Below are 16,201 nucleotides of genomic sequence, written 5' to 3'. Positions count from 1 at the left end.
ATTAAAATTGATAAGTAATGAACTGGATTTTTTTAATTCTTGGAGGGCTTTTTGAAGTTGGATTTACATCTTGTTTAGGAAAAGCCAAAGAAACATCGGGCCCTGAATCTTACCTTTGGTATGCCGGATTCGGAATATCATTGATTGCAAGTATGCTTCTGCTCATCAAAGCAACGCAAACACTTCCGTTAGGAACGGCTTATGCTGTATGGACGGGAATCGGTGCCGTTGGAACTGTTCTGATTGGGATTTTCATCTTCAAAGAGCCGGCGACATTCTGGCGCTTGTTTTTTATTTTTACCTTGATTGCTTCCATCGTAGGATTGAAAGCAGTTTCTTCACATTAATAAATTATTGAACCACAAAAGTCACAAAAGATATTATTTTTCTTTTGTGACTTTTGTGGTTTTTAATCAATTCTTTATTTCGCAAATTGAGCAGATGAAATTTTAAATCTGCAACATCTGCACAATCCGTGAGACATTAAATAGCATTAACTGAAACTTGGTCTGCAAAATATTGCTCCAAATCTCTCAAAGTTTCCGGAGAAGTTTGGATATCTCTTACCAATTCGCCTTTGTTGATGACCACAATTCTTTCACAAACTTCTGTGGTGTGAGCCAAATCGTGGCTGGAAATCAGGAATGTGGAATCTGAGTTTTGTGACCAATCTCTGATGAGGTTTTTCAATTTGATTTGAGTTGAAGGGTCAAGGTTCGCAAAAGGTTCATCCAGAATAATAATAGCTGGCGTTCCTATCAATGCTCCGATGATTCCGACTTTTTTCATATTGCCTTTGGAAAGGTCACGGATATATTTTTTGGCATTCAGGATTTCTCCGTTGAAGAAATCGGTGAAGTTTTTCAGGAATTCGTCAACATTCGCCTTGCTTTGCCCTCTGAGTTCTCCTAAGAAATAAAAATATTCTTCCGGAGTCAAATAACCAATGAGAAAAGTCTCATCAATGAATGCACCGACTTTATTTTTCCAACTTTCAGATTCGTTGACTTTTTCGCCATCGATGGAAACAAATCCAGAGCTTGGTTCTATCAAATCCAGAATCAGGCTGAATAAGGTTGTTTTTCCAGCACCGTTGTTCCCGACTAAGCCAATGGTTTGACCTTTTGGAAATTCTAGGTTTTCTAAGGATAAGACTTTTTTGGTTTCGTAAACTTTGGAGAGGTTATTTATTGTTATCATTTTATTTATATTTTAGAAGTGAGAGTTTTTTTTGAACACAAAGTCCACAAAGATTTTTTATTAATATTGAAAACATTTTTAAGGTTCACAAAGGCGTAAAACTTAACGAAGACAAAATTTTAAGTCTAATTGCCTTTGAAGGCTTTGATGGTTGAGTATTTTTCTTTTTTATACAATTTGACAATGAAATCGAAGAATTTTTCTCTGAGGAAAAAGCCAATCAATCCCAAAATACCCAGACTTGCCACAGCTACCGTTGTTCCGAAAAAATATTTTGAAACTCCGAAAACCGCCATTGGCAAAACCATTTGTGGCAAAAGAAGCAGGATATTTTTGAAACTGAAATTGTTTTTCTTGCCTAATGTTTTTCCTCTCGCATTCAGGTCAATCGGATTTTTGTTAAACGCACCCGACAGCAGAACAACCTGAGAATTAACACCAATATTATAAAGTCCGCCCGCCAAAAACGTGAAATACAGATCCCAACTTACGAACGCATAACCAACTGCCAAAACCATACTCACAGCCACAGCACTCACAATCATCCACCATTTCGCTTTCAGATATTCTTTGTAAGGAACGTTCAGCGTCATCATCAGCGGATAATAGGAACTATCGAAAGAAGGAACTCTTTGGCCAAACAAAAACAAAAATCCGCCAGTGACGAAAAGCCCCATAAATAATTGCATATAAGCCGTTTTGTAGGCTGGGGAACTGAACAAAAGCAAACCGTAAAACAAGAACAGAAAACTTCCTAAAGCAATGGATTTTGCAGCCTTGCTTCGTTTTATCATTCGGATATCATTGTTGATGAAAGTGCCGAGAACGCCATATTTATTAAGAAACTGGATGTTTTCTGTTTTCCCGACTTCCTGTTTCATTTCCAGGCCTTTGTCAAGATAGAAATTGTCATAAATGAATTTTCTGCAAATGGTGTAGAGAATTGCAAACAGTGCAATCGGCAATACAATCGCGAACCAATGATTATAGAAAAGCATAAAAAACTTCTCAGAAGCCGATGATAAAGCAATAACATTATAATAGTCCAATCCGCCCGCAAGAACTAAAAGTCCACCGATAATCCAAATAGCTAAATCTTTCCCGTTGAGAAGGATATTAATCAGATTGATGGTGAAACTCAAAATAATCAGGGCAAATACCCAAGAAAAACTGCCCAAAACCGCATAGCCGTTATAAAGCAGAATCCCTAACAAAGGCAAATAAATAAAAAGTCCGCCCCAACTAAAAAATGAGAGAAACGTCTTGCTAATCATATAATTGACCAGCGTACTTTTCCTGATATTCATTGTCAGAAAAGGTTTGATATTCTGAGTCGGCATCTGTTGAAAAAAATATCTGAGGAACAGATCGACAATAAGCCAATAGATCAGAAACTTACTGATAAATGGCAATGGATCGATATGTAATTCTTTTTTCGGATAATAAAATGCACCGAAAGCAGCAAAAACAAATATGGCAAGAATGTATAAGACTCCCAGAAGCTGGAAAATCTTAACGACAATATTGGCTGCCAGGGAACTTGACCTGAAAAAACTTTTGAATTCTAATCTGATGAATCGTTGCAGCATAAAGTTTATTTTTTGTTAAATGTAATGAATTCTGTATATTATTAGATTTTCTATATATTAAGTTCGCATTTTGTACATTTTGTTACAGATTTCTTTGACTTTTAAAAATTACTAACATACGATTTCTTGCAGCAAAAGGTGTTTGCAGGAATTGTGAATAATTTTGTTAGGATTTTCATTGACCTCAACCTATCAAAAAAACTATCTTTGTACAATGGCAGAAAAGGAAACATTATCGAGTTTGATTCACGGTAATTTTGCAAAGGAATTATCTATTTCGGATGGCAAAATGCCGCCCAACGCATTAGATTTTGAGAAAATCGTCATCGGTACTTTTTTGATTGACAGAAAGGGTCTTGACCATTCTATTGATTTGTTAACGCCCGATGTTTTTTACGATCCGAGGCATCAAACGATTTTTTCATCAATCTTGAAATTGTATGAGAGCAATTCGCCAATCGATCTGATGACGGTGATTCAGGATCTGAAAAAAAATGAAAAACTGAACCTTGCCGGTGGCGATCATTATATCATCGATCTGACAATGGGTGTGAGTTCTTCTGCCCACATCGAATATCACGTGCGTGTGATCCTTGAAAAATTCATCCTTCGTTCTTTGATCAACGTTTCTGCTAACGTTATAGACAGTTCTTACAAAGAAACCACCGACGTTTTCGAATTGCTGGATAAAGCCGAGCAATCTTTCTTCGAAATCACGAACGGAACCATTAAAAAAGGATTCGACACAGCCAATTCATTAGTAAAAGAAGCGATTGACAAAATCAAATCCCTAAAAGATAAGGAAGGTCTGTCAGGAATCCCGTCCGGATTTACTGCTTTGGATAAAGAAACCGGAGGCTGGCAAAACTCTGACCTCATCATTATTGCTGCAAGACCGGCGATGGGAAAAACCGCTTTCATCCTTTCAATGGCAAGAAACATTTGTGTGGACCACAATATTCCGATGGCATTATTTTCCCTGGAGATGGCTTCAGTTCAGTTAATTACCAGGATGATTTCTTCCGAAACCGGAATTTCTTCCGAGAAACTGAGAAAAGGACAAATGTCTGATGATGAATGGCAAAGGTTATTTACGAACGTTTCGGCTTTGGAAAATGCACCGCTTTATATTGATGAAACGCCTTCGCTTTCTATCTTCGATTTCCGTGCAAAATGTCGAAGATTGGTAATGCAATACGGCGTGAAAATCATTATGGTCGATTATCTCCAGCTTATGACAGCCAGTTCCGGGAAAGGTGGTGGCAACCGTGAGCAAGAAATTGCAATGATTTCGCGTTCATTAAAAGCAATTGCAAAAGAACTGAATGTTCCCGTAATTGCACTTTCTCAGCTTTCCAGAACCGTGGAAACGAGACCCGGAAAAAGACCAATGCTTTCTGACCTGAGAGAATCCGGAGCTATTGAGCAGGATGCAGACATCGTATCCTTCATCTTCCGTCCCGAATATTACAAAATTGCGGTTTGGGATAATGATGAAGAAGGCGCAGAAACCAGCACGGAAAATCAGGCAGAAATCATTATCGCCAAGCACAGAAATGGTGCAACTGCGGATGTTCGATTAGCATTCCATAAGAACATTGGTAAGTTTGCTGATCTCGGAACCAATTACGAATATACACCTTCCAACTTTGGACAAAAAGATGAACCTTCCGGTTTCGACAGAATTACTATTACAAGTGATCCGCATTCAGCATTTGGAATTCCGAATAATAATCAGTTATCCGGCTCCGCAATGAATGATGATGACGATGATGATATGCCTTTCTAAAATTATTGCACCACTTTCTTAAATCTAAACAAGTGATATAATTAGTTGTTTTTTATTAAGCCAATTGTGTATTTTTATAGAAAATCCACAGATGATCATTCATAATATTTTCGAAAGAATAAGTATTGGTAAACAACTAATGGAGTCAGACAAAAAATTGATTTCAGAGAATTTTAACTTATTTAAAGTACGAAAAGACCAAATTATCATTTCGGACACTGAAGATTGTGACAAGCTATTTTTTATTATCAAGGGTTCTCTCAGAATTTTTTATTTTACCCCATTAAATGTTGAAGTAACAAGAACCTTTATTTTAGAAAATGAATTTTGTACCAATCTTATTTCGTTTTCCGGACAGGCAGTGAATAAAGAAAACATACAAGCCTTGGAAGACACTTTCGTATTTTATATCAGGCGGAAAAATTTTTATGAGATGCTTGCGCAGTCACATGTTCTGACCGAGCTTTATGCTAAAATACTCGAACAGTTTATCGCCCGGCATCTATCGCACTTCCAGTTTATGAATATGCTGACACCAAAAGAAAGGGTAGAAAAATTCCTTACCGATTCTATTGAAATCAATAGAAGAGTCAAGGATAAAATTATTGCGACTTATCTTGGCGTCACTCCAGAATATTTCTCCAAAACAAAAAATGCTTTCTATAAAAAATAAACCGTTTTCTGACCGAAACGGTTTTTATGTTTAACATAAAGTAGAAAATTTCTTAATTACGATTATTTTTTTGCTTGCGCTGTTAAAGTACCTTTAGAAAAAAAATAATCCTATATTATGAAAAATTTAATCTTTCTTCTATTATGTATCGTAATTTGTTGCAGTAGAGATAATGATACTGAAACAGATAATACTTCACAACTTCCTGCCGAAACACAAACAGGTGCCAATACTTTTGGCTGTCTGGTTAACGGAAAATTATTCTACCCCAGAGACGGAAGCTTCAGTACTGCCGGAAGCGCCAACGCTGTTACTTGGTGGGGAAGTTCTTCTAGCACATATCAATATGATGAGCTTGATGTCAATAATTTTAAAGATGGGAAGCCAATCAATAATTTTTGGATGCACCTACATGATATTCCTACCAAAGGTACAGGAGAGTATATCTGGATGGATTCTAATTTTAAACACGGTATAGATGGTCTAATGCAAAATTATGTGTATGTAAAAGCATTTGATTACAATACCAGTACATGGAAATGGTACACCTCGTATGAAAATTCCGGCAAAACTATCATTACCAAATATGGAGGGCAGCCCATAGTATCTGGTACATTCTCAGGAAAGTTAAGGTCAGCTGATGGTAAAGAAACCATCGAGATCATAGACGGGCGTTTCGATATTAATACCGCAACTATTGGCAACCAAAACTTTCCATAATCTTCAATTTACTTTTATGAAATATTTATTCCTAAGCTTTTGTTGCGCGTTAAGCTGCTACAATTATTGGGAAGAATATAAAATGTTGACATAAATACAAAAAATAGCATACGAACTGGAACTTCAGATTACGAGTCAGAAATTTAAAAATAGCTGATGGAAATACAAATATAAAGACATGAAAGCTAAGATCATAGGTTAGCTGTAGCAAACATCTGAATAAGAAAATAAACTATATAAAAACTGTCGGATTAACTTTAGGAATCATCAGTGCAATTATACTCTTAGGCTATCTGCTAATAATAGCTTCGACATCTCAAACTCCAATGTAAATAAAAGAGAGACAAACTGCAATTTGTCTCTCTGGTAAAAATCAATAATTAAATATTAATCTTTTAAACACTTCAAAATTATGAAAAAAATCATGATTCTCTGTATGTCTTTATGGTTAGGAAAGACATACGCACAAAAACTGGATCAACAGCTGTCAAATGTTGATCAATCTTCAGTAAGCAGTGGAATAATCTATGAACGATCAGGAATGTACACGCCTATTTTTGATTATAATATGACAACAGGACTTAACTCTGCGGATTCGAAAATCTTTGAACAGACATTAAATGACCTTTATTTTGCAAGTAACCAAACAAAGTTTGTTTCTAATACCGCTATTCATCAAATCATAGATGCAAATAGATACAAATCAAATATCATAGAAGTCGGGATCATAAACACGACATTCCATGTATTGAACTATAATCCGGATAATCCATCTGCCGGCGGACTAACTTATGATACTAACACTAAAAAATTTGCACAGATACCTGGACGGCCCCCATTCTTGCCAATAGATCTTACTATGGCATCCCCATTAAAAAAGGAAACTACCGGCAGCAGCATAACTTTTATGTTTAAGAACAATCTTATTTTCAGTAATAGTTCAAAGCCCATAAAATCTTTATACGTAGATTTTGGAGATGGAGTTTCAAGAATGATTACAGGGGATGGACTCTTCAAACCAACAAGTATTACTGTTAATTATAATTCCACAGGAATCAAAAACCTGAAATTTGATTTTACATTTATGGATGATACTGTTCTCACTACCTATGGTAGTTTCTTTCTGAAATATGTTGACGGTGCCACCAAAGCCGTAAAAGGAACAACATCTCTCTGCAACGGAGATACTTTGGCGGACGATTTTTCTATTGTTTCAGACACCGAATTTAAAGGCTATAATGAGCCTTTTGCTTTTAAAGGGAAAATTGATTACCGTATTTTTTATCATACTAATAATAACAATACTCAGAAAAAGCTATTGAAGCCTGTTATCATAGTTGATGGTTTCGATCCCGGGGACAAAAGAAAGATACTCGCCTGCGATTATGTTAATTATAACCCCGACAGAGATCATTCTATCCAAGATATGATGATGTATCCATATAAAGAAAATGGAGTTACAAAATATAGAGATCTAATACAAGAACTTCGTGATAAAGGTTATGATGTAACCATTGTAAATCAGCCCACCTATTGTGTAAGTACAGTAGCGCCCTACAATGTAGTTTCCTGTGGTTCTGTAAACTCCCGCGAGGTAAATGGTGGTGCAGATTTCATTGAAAGAAATGCTCTTGCTCTGGCAACGCTTATAAAAAATCTAAACTCACAACTAAAGCTCAATGGAAGCAGTGAAAAGCTTGCAATTGTGGGACCAAGCATGGGAGGGCAGATTTCCCGTTATGCCTTAGCAAATCTTGAAAAACAGGGAATTGATCACAACACCCGCCTTTGGATTAGTGTAGACAGTCCTCACCTAGGTGCAAACATACCATTAGGTGACCAAGCTTTGATTCATCTATTGAAAGTAGAAGGAAACAGTTTGGATGCAGGAGAGATGTATGACAATTTATTAGGAGCTCCTGCTGCGAGACAACAGTTAATAGAATTTCACAGAGATCCTATAACTATTGGTGATAATTATGATTACAATGCAAATACAAATAACCTAAACGGTAGAATAACTGCACAGGGATTTTCTACAAATTCAGGCAACCCTTTTTACCAGCAATACTATAATAATATGTTTACGAATGGCCTGCCAAATTCAAATGGCTATCCTGTAAACCTAAGAAAAATTGCTTTGACTAATGGTTCTTTAACCGGAAAAACCCAAGGAAATAACAATCAATTGGCTCTGAATATTAGAGCATTTACAAAAGTTACAATTCCATTGATTTTTGGAATGACATGGACTTTTACTATTCATATGGCGAGTCTTGAAAGCTATTTCATGCCATCGTATAACACAGATTTTCAAAAAATAGCTCACTTTAAAAAAGCATTCGATTATCACTATGCTTATGCGCCTAACATTAATTCCAGAGGTAATATGGACACTGTACCAGGAGGTTGGTACCCTGCTCAAAATGACATAGCTAATGCAATTTTAGGAAAGCCTGTTGTAGATGGTGTACGTGGAAGTTTCTGGCAATATACCACTGATAATATTGGATATTGGTTTGCTAATCACTACGGAAGTTCTTATTGGGAACTAAGAGATTTCCAATTCAATCACTCTTTCATTCCTACTTTTTCCTCATTAGGTATTAAAAACCCTGACAGAAACTGGGCAGAAAGTCTGCAAAGAAATCTTGTTTGTAGTGGTGAGACGCCATTTGACAGCTACTATGGCTCTTCAGAAAATACTCAGCATACTTCATTTACGGAAGATAGTGTTAATTGGCTTATGAAAGAACTGGATGGTCAGCCACAAGCTCCTTGGTTTCCAATTGCCCCTGATGCCTTACAGGGTACTGATAAAATCTGTGTTAATCAGACTGCATCTTATAGTTTTGCAGATCCCTGCAAGTTGCCAAGTAAAGTCATTTGGAACGTTTCTCCAAATTTACAGATTGTAAGCAGTACTGATTACACTGTAAATGTCAAATCATTATATCAAGGACAGGGTATTATTACAGCAACATTTCAGAACGGACAGACTGTTACAAAAAATCTACATATGGGCGGTCCAGTGTCCTATATGGGAACTTGTAATCCTTATGATACAACATGCACAGTTAGAAATTATGTTATGACCGCAGGAAAGAAAAACTGTATTACCTTTGATGCAATCGGGATGGATAAAAGTTGGTCGGATTCCAACAACACAGATTTTGAGTGGGAGAAAGTAGATGGGAACTTTACGTTTGTTTCTGATGGTTATCCAAGCTGTATGGAATACACCAACGTTTATAATAATGGAACAAAGGTAATTGGTAAAACAGCCGTTGTCTACCTTAATAGCTTCGGAGGGAGACCTGTAATTATTAAAGTGCGAACAAAAAACAGCTGTGAATGGGGGCCTTGGCAAAATTTATTTTTCTATGAGCCTAATACAATAAAAGGAGATTTGGAAAATGCAGATTTATTTACTATTTCACCAAATCCATCAAATGATTTTATAAAAATTTCCCCATTAAGTACCTCAAATAAACTTTCTTCCTCTGAAGTAAATGCAGAATTATACAATGCTATTGGTATAAAACAAAGAAGCATAAAATTCAAAGACATTACTGGAAGCATTTCGGTTAAGGGACTTCTTCCAGGAGTCTATACCTTGAAATTAATTTATGACAGTAAAATAGAAAGTCATCAAATCATTGTCAAACAGGATTAATAAAAAAAGCAGGGATCAAATACTTGGTTCCTGCTTTTTAGTAGAATATATTACCAATAAGGCTCAACTTTATTACAAGCTTATAAGAGATAACTTAAATTGCTTCATATCGTATTTACTGTTTAAATTGCGTAATAATAAATTCAATAACTTTGTCTCTAAAAATCGAAATCTTTACTGACGGTGCTTGTAGCGGAAATCCAGGACCAGGCGGTTATGGGATCCTGATGCGTGTGCCCGGAAAAAAATACCAGAAGACCTTCTCCAAAGGCTTCCGTAAAACCACCAATAACCGCATGGAATTAATGGCTGTTATTGTCGCTCTCAAACAATTGAAAACGAATGACAATGATGTTCACATTTTCACTGACAGCAAATATGTTGCAGATGCGATTAATCAGAAATGGATTTTAGGGTGGATCAAACGCAGCTGGAAAAATGTGAAAAACCCTGATCTCTGGAAAGAATTTTATCAATTATATCAACTTCATCAACCTAAATTCTATTGGATCAAAGGTCACGCCGGTCATCCTGAAAACGAGTTGTGTGATCAACTGGCTGTAGCCGCAGCAAAGTCTGCAAAGTTAGAAATCGATACTTTTTTTGAGAATCAGAATGAAGGCGGATTGTTCTAAGCATTCCAAAAATCCCGATCCAAGCTTCTGTACTGTATCGCTTCAGAAATATGATCACCTTGAATATTCTCAGAATTTTCAAGATCTGCAATTGTTCTTGCCACTTTTAGAATCCTGTCGTAGGCTCTTGCGGAGAGATTAAGTTTAAGCATTGCCACTTTGATCAATAATTGCGAATATTCGTCCAGCTCACAATATTTTTCAATTTCCTTTGGTCCCATTTGAGCATTGTAACTGATGTCAAGACTGTCGTATCTTTTGGTTTGTATATTCCTCGCATTCACTACTCTTTCACGGATCTTGACGCTGCTTTCTCCTTTTCGTTTTTCGGCCAACTGTTCATATTCTACTTTTGAAACTTCGATATGAATATCAATTCTATCCAAAAGCGGCCCTGACAACTTGTTCATATATCTCTGCATCTCAAAGGCAGAAGATGTATTATTGGGATCATCTGGAAAATAGCCACTAGGACTTGGATTCATACTTGCAACCAGCATAAAACTTGCAGGATATTCGATGGTAAACTTTGCTCTGGAAATTGTTACAACACGATCTTCCAGTGGTTGTCTCATCACTTCTAATACTGTTCTTTTGAATTCTGGCATTTCATCTAAAAACAAAACGCCATTATGAGCTAAAGAAATTTCACCAGGTTGAGGATAGCTACCGCCACCTACCAAAGCTACATCCGAAATTGTGTGGTGTGGTGATCTAAAAGGCCTGATGGTCATCAAGGATGTTTCTGCTCCCATTTTCCCGGCAACCGAATGTATTTTTGTTGTTTCCAAAGCCTCTTTAAGGCTTAAAGGCGGAAGAATACTCGGGAGACGTTTGGCGATCATTGTCTTTCCACTGCCGGGAGAACCGATGAGAATAATATTATGTCCACCCGCAGCTGCCACTTCCATTGCCCGCTTGGCCGCTTCCTGACCTTTCACTTCATCAAAATCGAATGGAAAATGGTCTATCTTATCCTGGAACTCTTTTCTGGTATCGATCTCAAACTTTTCTAACGGCAAATCTTCATTAAAGAAATCAATAACCTGTTTGATGTTTTCTACACCATAAACTTCAAGATTGTTAACAATAGCCGCTTCTCTTGCATTTTGTTTTGGCAGAATTATCCCTTTAAAACCGACTTCTCGCGCCTTGATCGCAATAGGTAAAACGCCTTTTATTGGCTGTAGTCCACCATCGAGAGACAATTCCCCCATGATAATATAATTTCCTAAGCTTTCCGCTTTGATCAAATCTGACGCTGCCAAAATCCCCAAAGCAATACTCATATCATAAGCAGAACCTTCTTTCCTCAGATCCGCTGGAGCCATATTGATTGTAATTTTCTTACCCGGAATTTTGAATCCGGAATTCTTAAGTGCTGCAGATATCCTATAGCTGCTTTCCTTAATGGCATTATCCGGCAGGCCAACCAGATGATACCCAACGCCTTGATCTACATTAACTTCAATGGTAATAATTTGTGCTGAAACGCCATGAATGGCAGCTCCTGAGACTTTAACAAGCATTTGTATTTGTGTTTTTATTGAGCCTTAAAAATAAAAAACTCTCCGGGAAAACCAAAGAGTTAATTTTATTTTAAAGTTTATTATCCGTTACATAAATCTTTCTCCCTTTTTGAGGTTTTTAAGATCAAGAACATAATCTTTTATTAACTGATCATTATCTCTAGGACAAATCAAAAGAGCCTTTTCCGTATCAACAATAATGTAATTCTTCAGGCCATCTATAACCGCAGCCTTATTCTGGTTTTTGATTCTAATGACATTCCCTTTTGAGTTGTATGTCAACACATTTTTAGAGCTTATGGCATTATTATCATCATTTTTATCTGCATTGGTATAAACAGACGTCCAAGTCCCGAGATCACTCCAGCCAAGATTGGCAGGAATGACATAAACATTATTAGCTTTCTCCAAAATACCATTATCAATGGAGATTTTACTTATAGTTGGATAGATCAGATCTATACATTCTTTCTCCGCCTCACAATTATATTCACAAGTATTAAACTGATTGGTCATCTCTGGCAAATACTTTTTAAAAGCAGCCAAAATACTTTTTGCACTCCAGATAAAGATTCCTGCGTTCCAAAGAAAGTCTCCGGATTCTATAAAGTTTTTGGCAATCTCCAGATCCGGCTTTTCCGTAAATGTTTTTACTTTGGAAAAGTTTTCATTTTTCTCCTGAATGAATTGTATATATCCATAACCCGTGTCTGGTCTTGTAGGGGTAATTCCCAATGTAATCAGATAATTATTTTTAGAAGCCAGATCAAAGGCTAATTCCACTTTATCCAAAAATGTCTTTTCTTTCAGAATCAAATGATCGGCAGGCATTACAATAATATTGGCATCAGGATTGACATCTTCTATTTTCTTTGCCATATAAAGATTACAAGCCGAAGTGTTCTTCATAGCCGGCTCTCCAACAATATTATTAGCAGGGATATCAGGCAGTTGTTGTTGTGTTAATTCTACATATTCCTGATTGGTAATAACATAAATGTTTTCTGTAGGAATAATTTGACTGATTCTGTCAAATGTCTGCTGAATCATTGTTCTTCCCGTTCCTAGTATATCGTGAAATTGCTTTGGAAATTTTTGGGTGCTCATCGGCCAAAAACGGCTTCCGATTCCTCCAGCCATTATGACGCAATAATTATTATTCTTCATCTAATGTTAGTTTTTCAACCTTCGCCAATGAACGGAAAAGGTATTTTTTCGAGTTGTTCAAATTAATGCAAAGATATAACTTTTTCTTTTTTTCAAGGATTTCATATTGATCTCCTTTATAATGAAAATTATCTTTAACTGACAAATCTTCAACAAAAACAAACTGATCTTCCGGATTTTCAATATGAAAATATCTCACCAGTTCCGGGCTTGCCATAAAGTTCGCTTTCGGATTACTTGAAAATCTCCTGATAATTGGTTTCAAATCGTCTGTGTAGATGTCAATACTTTCCAGTAACATTTCCCTAAACGTGTCTTTCCATTCCTTACCGTGAGCACTGATTCTGTTATTAAATTTCTCAAACGCAATAAGATGAGCCAGCTCATGGGTCAATACAAAAAAGAACAGCTGTTTATCTAATGTTGAATTGACTGTGATCTGATGGGATTTGTCCGGAAGTTTTCGGTAATCTCCAAGTTTGCTATTTCTGTTTTTCGTAATCTTTATGTGTATATAGTAATTCGCAAACCATTTTTTGAGAAAAGGAAGTGTATTTTCCGGGAGATATTGTTCAAGAACACTGATCGACATTGTTACAAATCAAATGAATAGCAAAAATAGGCAATATGATTGATTATTGATCATAATCTATTTCAATAATCTTCGAATTTTAGTAAATTTCGGGTAAAATGTAAAATTTGCAAAAATCGATTTTTGGTTTTCTGTTGTTGCTTTTGCTCGCTTGCTCCGAGAAAGAAAATAAACAAAAAACAACTTCCAAAGTACTTTCTAACCCTTTCTATGAGAAGGCTTTTGTCCTGATGGATAATGACAGGATGGACAGCGCTTTCTTTTATCTGAATAAGGGAAAAGATCTTTTTCTGAAAAGAAACGATAGTTTCGGTATCGGGAAGAGCTATGTCAATATGGCTTTTATCCAGGAAAACGTTGGCGATAATTTCGGATGTATCGAAACGAGTCTTATTGCGGCTCAATTCTTTAAAGAAAAAGACACCGCTCATCATGGTTTTATTTTTTCAAATTACAACAACCTGGGAATCTCTTCCAGCAATTTGAAAAACTATAATGATGCTGAACAATTCTACAAAAAAGCAAAACCTTTTGCCAAAGATCCGATTGATAAAATGATGCTGCAAAATAACATTGCCATCCTTTTTCATAATCAGAAAAAATATGAGCATGCTGTTGCTATATATGATAAATTGATTGACAGCGTTGGTCCAAAAAGCGAATATTACCCAAAACTTCTTCTTAACTACTCCAGATCGAAATGGTTTGGAAATCATAATTATAACCCCGTCAAGAATTATATTACCGCAGAAAAATTAAGTCAAAACATTGATGATGACTGGACAAAAGATGCAGCTTATGCTTATTTATCCGCTTATTATCTTAATAAAAAACCGGACTCTTCAAAATTCTATGCAAAGAAAATGTTGATTCTGGCAAAGAAACTAAAATATCCTGTTGATGAACTGGAAGCTTTGCAAAACCTAATTAAATTGTCTGATGGAACAGAAGCTCAGCAATATTTTGATGCCTACTCCAAAACCCAGGATAGTTTGATAAACAGTCAAAATAAAGCAAAAAATCAATTTGCTCTGATCCGCTATGAAAGTGAAAAGGCTAAAACAGAAAATCTGATCCTGCAAAAAGAACATACTAAACATGAATATAAAGTCAGGGTTCAGAATTTGGTGATCTGGCTGTTGATTTTTGTTTTTATTGTTATTGTCATCATTACTTATATCTGGATCAAGAAGAGACGGGAAAGATTGATACTGGAAGCCAATAACAAACTCCAGGAACAGCGGCTTGATTTTTCAAAAAGAGTACACGATGTTGTTGCCAACGGAATCTATGAGGTGATGGCAATCATCGAAAATCAAAAAGATTTGCCTAAAGAAAAAGTCCTGGATAAGCTGGAGATGATGTATGAAAAGTCGAGAGATTTGTCCTATGACAATCAATCCAGGCAAGAATTTAACGAGAAGATATTAGCCTTGGTCAGTTCTTTTGACAATGATGACACCAGAATCATTATCGTTGGCAATGATTATGATTTTTGGAAAAATCTGGTTCCAACTTTCCGAGAAGAATTGTTCCAGATTATCAGGGAACTGCTGGTGAATATGAAGAAGCACAGCCGTGCGACTCAGGTTGTCCTGAAATTCAGTAAAGAAAATGATACATACCAGGTTTTTTATTCTGATAATGGTATCGGATTATCTGAAGATGTTGTAGAAAAAAATGGTTTTAGAAATATGAAGACCCGATTGGGAGAAATTGGTGCAAAAATGAAAATTGAAGACAGCAATACTGGGCTGAAAGTATCTATTGGATGGAGAAATATTCCACTTCAGGAGCCAAATAAAAAGTAATTAATCGTAATAACATCTCAAATATGTTCAGTAAAATATTGATCGCAGAAGATCACGAAAGCAGTAATTTTTCTGTTCAAAAGGTTTTGGAAGAATTAAAAATCCCAAATGTTGATTATGTCTATTATTGTGATGATGCTTTGGCTTATATAAAAAAAGCTCTTGAAAATGAATTACCTTACGATTTGTTAATTACCGACTTATCTTTCGAAGAAGACCATAGAACACAGTTGATAAAAAACGGACGCGAACTTATAAAATGTTGCCGTGATATTTGTCCGGAACTTAATATCATTGTTTTCTCGGGCGAACACAGGGTTGGCGTAATCGATTTGTTATTCAAAGAACTTAATATTAATGCTTATGTAAAAAAAGCACGTTCTGATTCTAGTGAATTGAAAAAAGCAATCGAAACCGTTTACAATGGAAATTCTTATATATCACACAATATGAAGTTTCCAATAAAAAGCGCTAACACTCTAGAGTTTAGCAACTTTGACATAACCCTGCTTAAATTATTATCGGATGGTATTTTACAAAAAAACATACCTAAAAAGCTACAGGAACAGAATATTTATCCCAACAGCTTAAGCAGCGTAGAAAAAAGAATTAATATGATGAAATTATCTTTAGCGGCAGCAAATACTGAAGAACTCATTGCTTTCGGTAAAAATATTGGAATAATTTAGAATAATATTTTTTGAATTTTACGGTTTTCCCGTAAATAAATGTGATTTTATGTATCTACTTTTGCCGAGGATTAATAACCGTAAGAACACAAATCAAGAATACATTCATTTTTCAGAAATAGCCCTGAGTA

13 protein-coding genes are annotated in these 16,201 nt (G+C 35.9%); 8 read left to right on the top strand and 5 right to left on the bottom strand.

What is annotated here, in order from left to right:
• Positions 1-17: 17 nt before the first annotated feature.
• A complete protein-coding gene (locus AC5P2S_RS00870; RefSeq protein ID WP_494555897.1) occupies positions 18-347 on the top strand; it encodes a DMT family transporter in 330 nt (109 codons plus the stop codon).
• Positions 348-483: 136 nt separating this feature from the next.
• Here the strand turns inward: AC5P2S_RS00870 and AC5P2S_RS00865 are convergent, their stop codons facing one another.
• Both AC5P2S_RS00865 and AC5P2S_RS00860 read right to left on the bottom strand, forming a co-directional pair.
• Entirely contained in the window at positions 484-1,200 is a 717-nt protein-coding gene (locus AC5P2S_RS00865; protein WP_494555896.1) for an ABC transporter ATP-binding protein, read from the bottom strand.
• A gap of 125 nt (positions 1,201-1,325) precedes the next feature.
• On the bottom strand, positions 1,326-2,789 hold the full coding sequence (locus tag AC5P2S_RS00860; protein WP_494555895.1) for a DUF5687 family protein: 1,464 nt from the start codon (positions 2,787-2,789) through the stop codon (positions 1,326-1,328).
• A 214-nt stretch (positions 2,790-3,003) separates the two neighbouring features.
• On the opposite strand from AC5P2S_RS00860, the gene dnaB reads away from it, so the two are divergent.
• The 5 genes from dnaB to rnhA all read left to right on the top strand — a co-directional run bounded on the left by dnaB (position 3,004) and on the right by rnhA (position 10,282).
• Positions 3,004-4,578 (top strand): replicative DNA helicase, encoded by a 1,575-nt coding sequence (dnaB, locus tag AC5P2S_RS00855; RefSeq protein ID WP_494555894.1) that lies wholly within the window; start codon positions 3,004-3,006, stop codon positions 4,576-4,578.
• Between the two features lie 91 nt (positions 4,579-4,669).
• Positions 4,670-5,251 (top strand): Crp/Fnr family transcriptional regulator, encoded by a 582-nt coding sequence (locus AC5P2S_RS00850; protein ID WP_494555893.1) that lies wholly within the window; start codon positions 4,670-4,672, stop codon positions 5,249-5,251.
• A 117-nt stretch (positions 5,252-5,368) separates the two neighbouring features.
• Positions 5,369-5,971, top strand: coding sequence for a Riean_0653 family protein (locus AC5P2S_RS00845; RefSeq protein WP_494555892.1), 603 nt, complete (start codon positions 5,369-5,371; stop codon positions 5,969-5,971).
• A 412-nt stretch (positions 5,972-6,383) separates the two neighbouring features.
• Positions 6,384-9,647 (top strand): T9SS type A sorting domain-containing protein, encoded by a 3,264-nt coding sequence (locus AC5P2S_RS00840; RefSeq protein ID WP_494555891.1) that lies wholly within the window; start codon positions 6,384-6,386, stop codon positions 9,645-9,647.
• Positions 9,648-9,799: 152 nt separating this feature from the next.
• Positions 9,800-10,282: a ribonuclease HI gene (gene rnhA, locus AC5P2S_RS00835; RefSeq protein WP_494555890.1), complete on the top strand. Its 483-nt coding sequence runs from the start codon at positions 9,800-9,802 to the stop codon at positions 10,280-10,282.
• Here rnhA and AC5P2S_RS00830 read toward each other — a convergent pair.
• From AC5P2S_RS00830 to AC5P2S_RS00820, 3 genes are all read right to left on the bottom strand, one after another.
• On the bottom strand, positions 10,279-11,811 hold the full coding sequence (locus tag AC5P2S_RS00830; protein ID WP_494555889.1) for a YifB family Mg chelatase-like AAA ATPase: 1,533 nt from the start codon (positions 11,809-11,811) through the stop codon (positions 10,279-10,281). The two genes, rnhA and AC5P2S_RS00830, sit on opposite strands and share 4 nt — an antisense overlap.
• Positions 11,812-11,898: 87 nt before the next feature.
• Entirely contained in the window at positions 11,899-12,978 is a 1,080-nt protein-coding gene (locus AC5P2S_RS00825; RefSeq protein WP_494555888.1) for a mannose-1-phosphate guanylyltransferase, read from the bottom strand.
• Positions 12,968-13,570: a SprT-like domain-containing protein gene (locus AC5P2S_RS00820; protein ID WP_494555887.1), complete on the bottom strand. Its 603-nt coding sequence runs from the start codon at positions 13,568-13,570 to the stop codon at positions 12,968-12,970. Before AC5P2S_RS00820 ends, AC5P2S_RS00825 begins: the two co-directional genes overlap by 11 nt.
• A 107-nt stretch (positions 13,571-13,677) precedes the next feature.
• Here AC5P2S_RS00820 and AC5P2S_RS00815 point away from each other — a divergent pair, with 107 nt between their 5' ends.
• Both AC5P2S_RS00815 and AC5P2S_RS00810 read left to right on the top strand, forming a co-directional pair.
• Positions 13,678-15,381, top strand: a complete 1,704-nt coding sequence (locus tag AC5P2S_RS00815; RefSeq protein WP_494555886.1) for a sensor histidine kinase — start codon at positions 13,678-13,680, stop codon at positions 15,379-15,381.
• 23 nt (positions 15,382-15,404) lie between these two features.
• Positions 15,405-16,070, top strand: coding sequence for a response regulator (locus AC5P2S_RS00810; protein ID WP_494555885.1), 666 nt, complete (start codon positions 15,405-15,407; stop codon positions 16,068-16,070).
• Positions 16,071-16,201 lie beyond the last annotated feature (131 nt).

The sequence above is a fragment of the Epilithonimonas sp. 33E genome, assembly GCF_059372615.1.
Note: the sequence above shows the minus strand (reverse complement) of the source record. Positions and strands in the feature narration are given on the sequence as shown.

Bases quoted from the DNA above. Each gene is read 5' to 3' on its own strand.
- dnaB (WP_494555894.1), top strand. From the start codon at position 3,004: ATGGCAGAAAAGGAAACATTATCGAGTTTGATTCACGGTAATTTTGCA.
- AC5P2S_RS00820 (WP_494555887.1), bottom strand. From the start codon at position 13,570: ATGTCGATCAGTGTTCTTGAACAATATCTCCCGGAAAATACACTTCCT.
- AC5P2S_RS00865 (WP_494555896.1), bottom strand. From the start codon at position 1,200: ATGATAACAATAAATAACCTCTCCAAAGTTTACGAAACCAAAAAAGTC.
- AC5P2S_RS00845 (WP_494555892.1), top strand. From the start codon at position 5,369: ATGAAAAATTTAATCTTTCTTCTATTATGTATCGTAATTTGTTGCAGT.
- AC5P2S_RS00860 (WP_494555895.1), bottom strand. From the start codon at position 2,789: ATGCTGCAACGATTCATCAGATTAGAATTCAAAAGTTTTTTCAGGTCA.
- AC5P2S_RS00825 (WP_494555888.1), bottom strand. From the start codon at position 12,978: ATGAAGAATAATAATTATTGCGTCATAATGGCTGGAGGAATCGGAAGC.
- AC5P2S_RS00830 (WP_494555889.1), bottom strand. From the start codon at position 11,811: ATGCTTGTTAAAGTCTCAGGAGCTGCCATTCATGGCGTTTCAGCACAA.
- AC5P2S_RS00850 (WP_494555893.1), top strand. From the start codon at position 4,670: ATGATCATTCATAATATTTTCGAAAGAATAAGTATTGGTAAACAACTA.
- AC5P2S_RS00840 (WP_494555891.1), top strand. From the start codon at position 6,384: ATGAAAAAAATCATGATTCTCTGTATGTCTTTATGGTTAGGAAAGACA.
- AC5P2S_RS00810 (WP_494555885.1), top strand. From the start codon at position 15,405: ATGTTCAGTAAAATATTGATCGCAGAAGATCACGAAAGCAGTAATTTT.
- AC5P2S_RS00870 (WP_494555897.1), top strand. From the start codon at position 18: ATGAACTGGATTTTTTTAATTCTTGGAGGGCTTTTTGAAGTTGGATTT.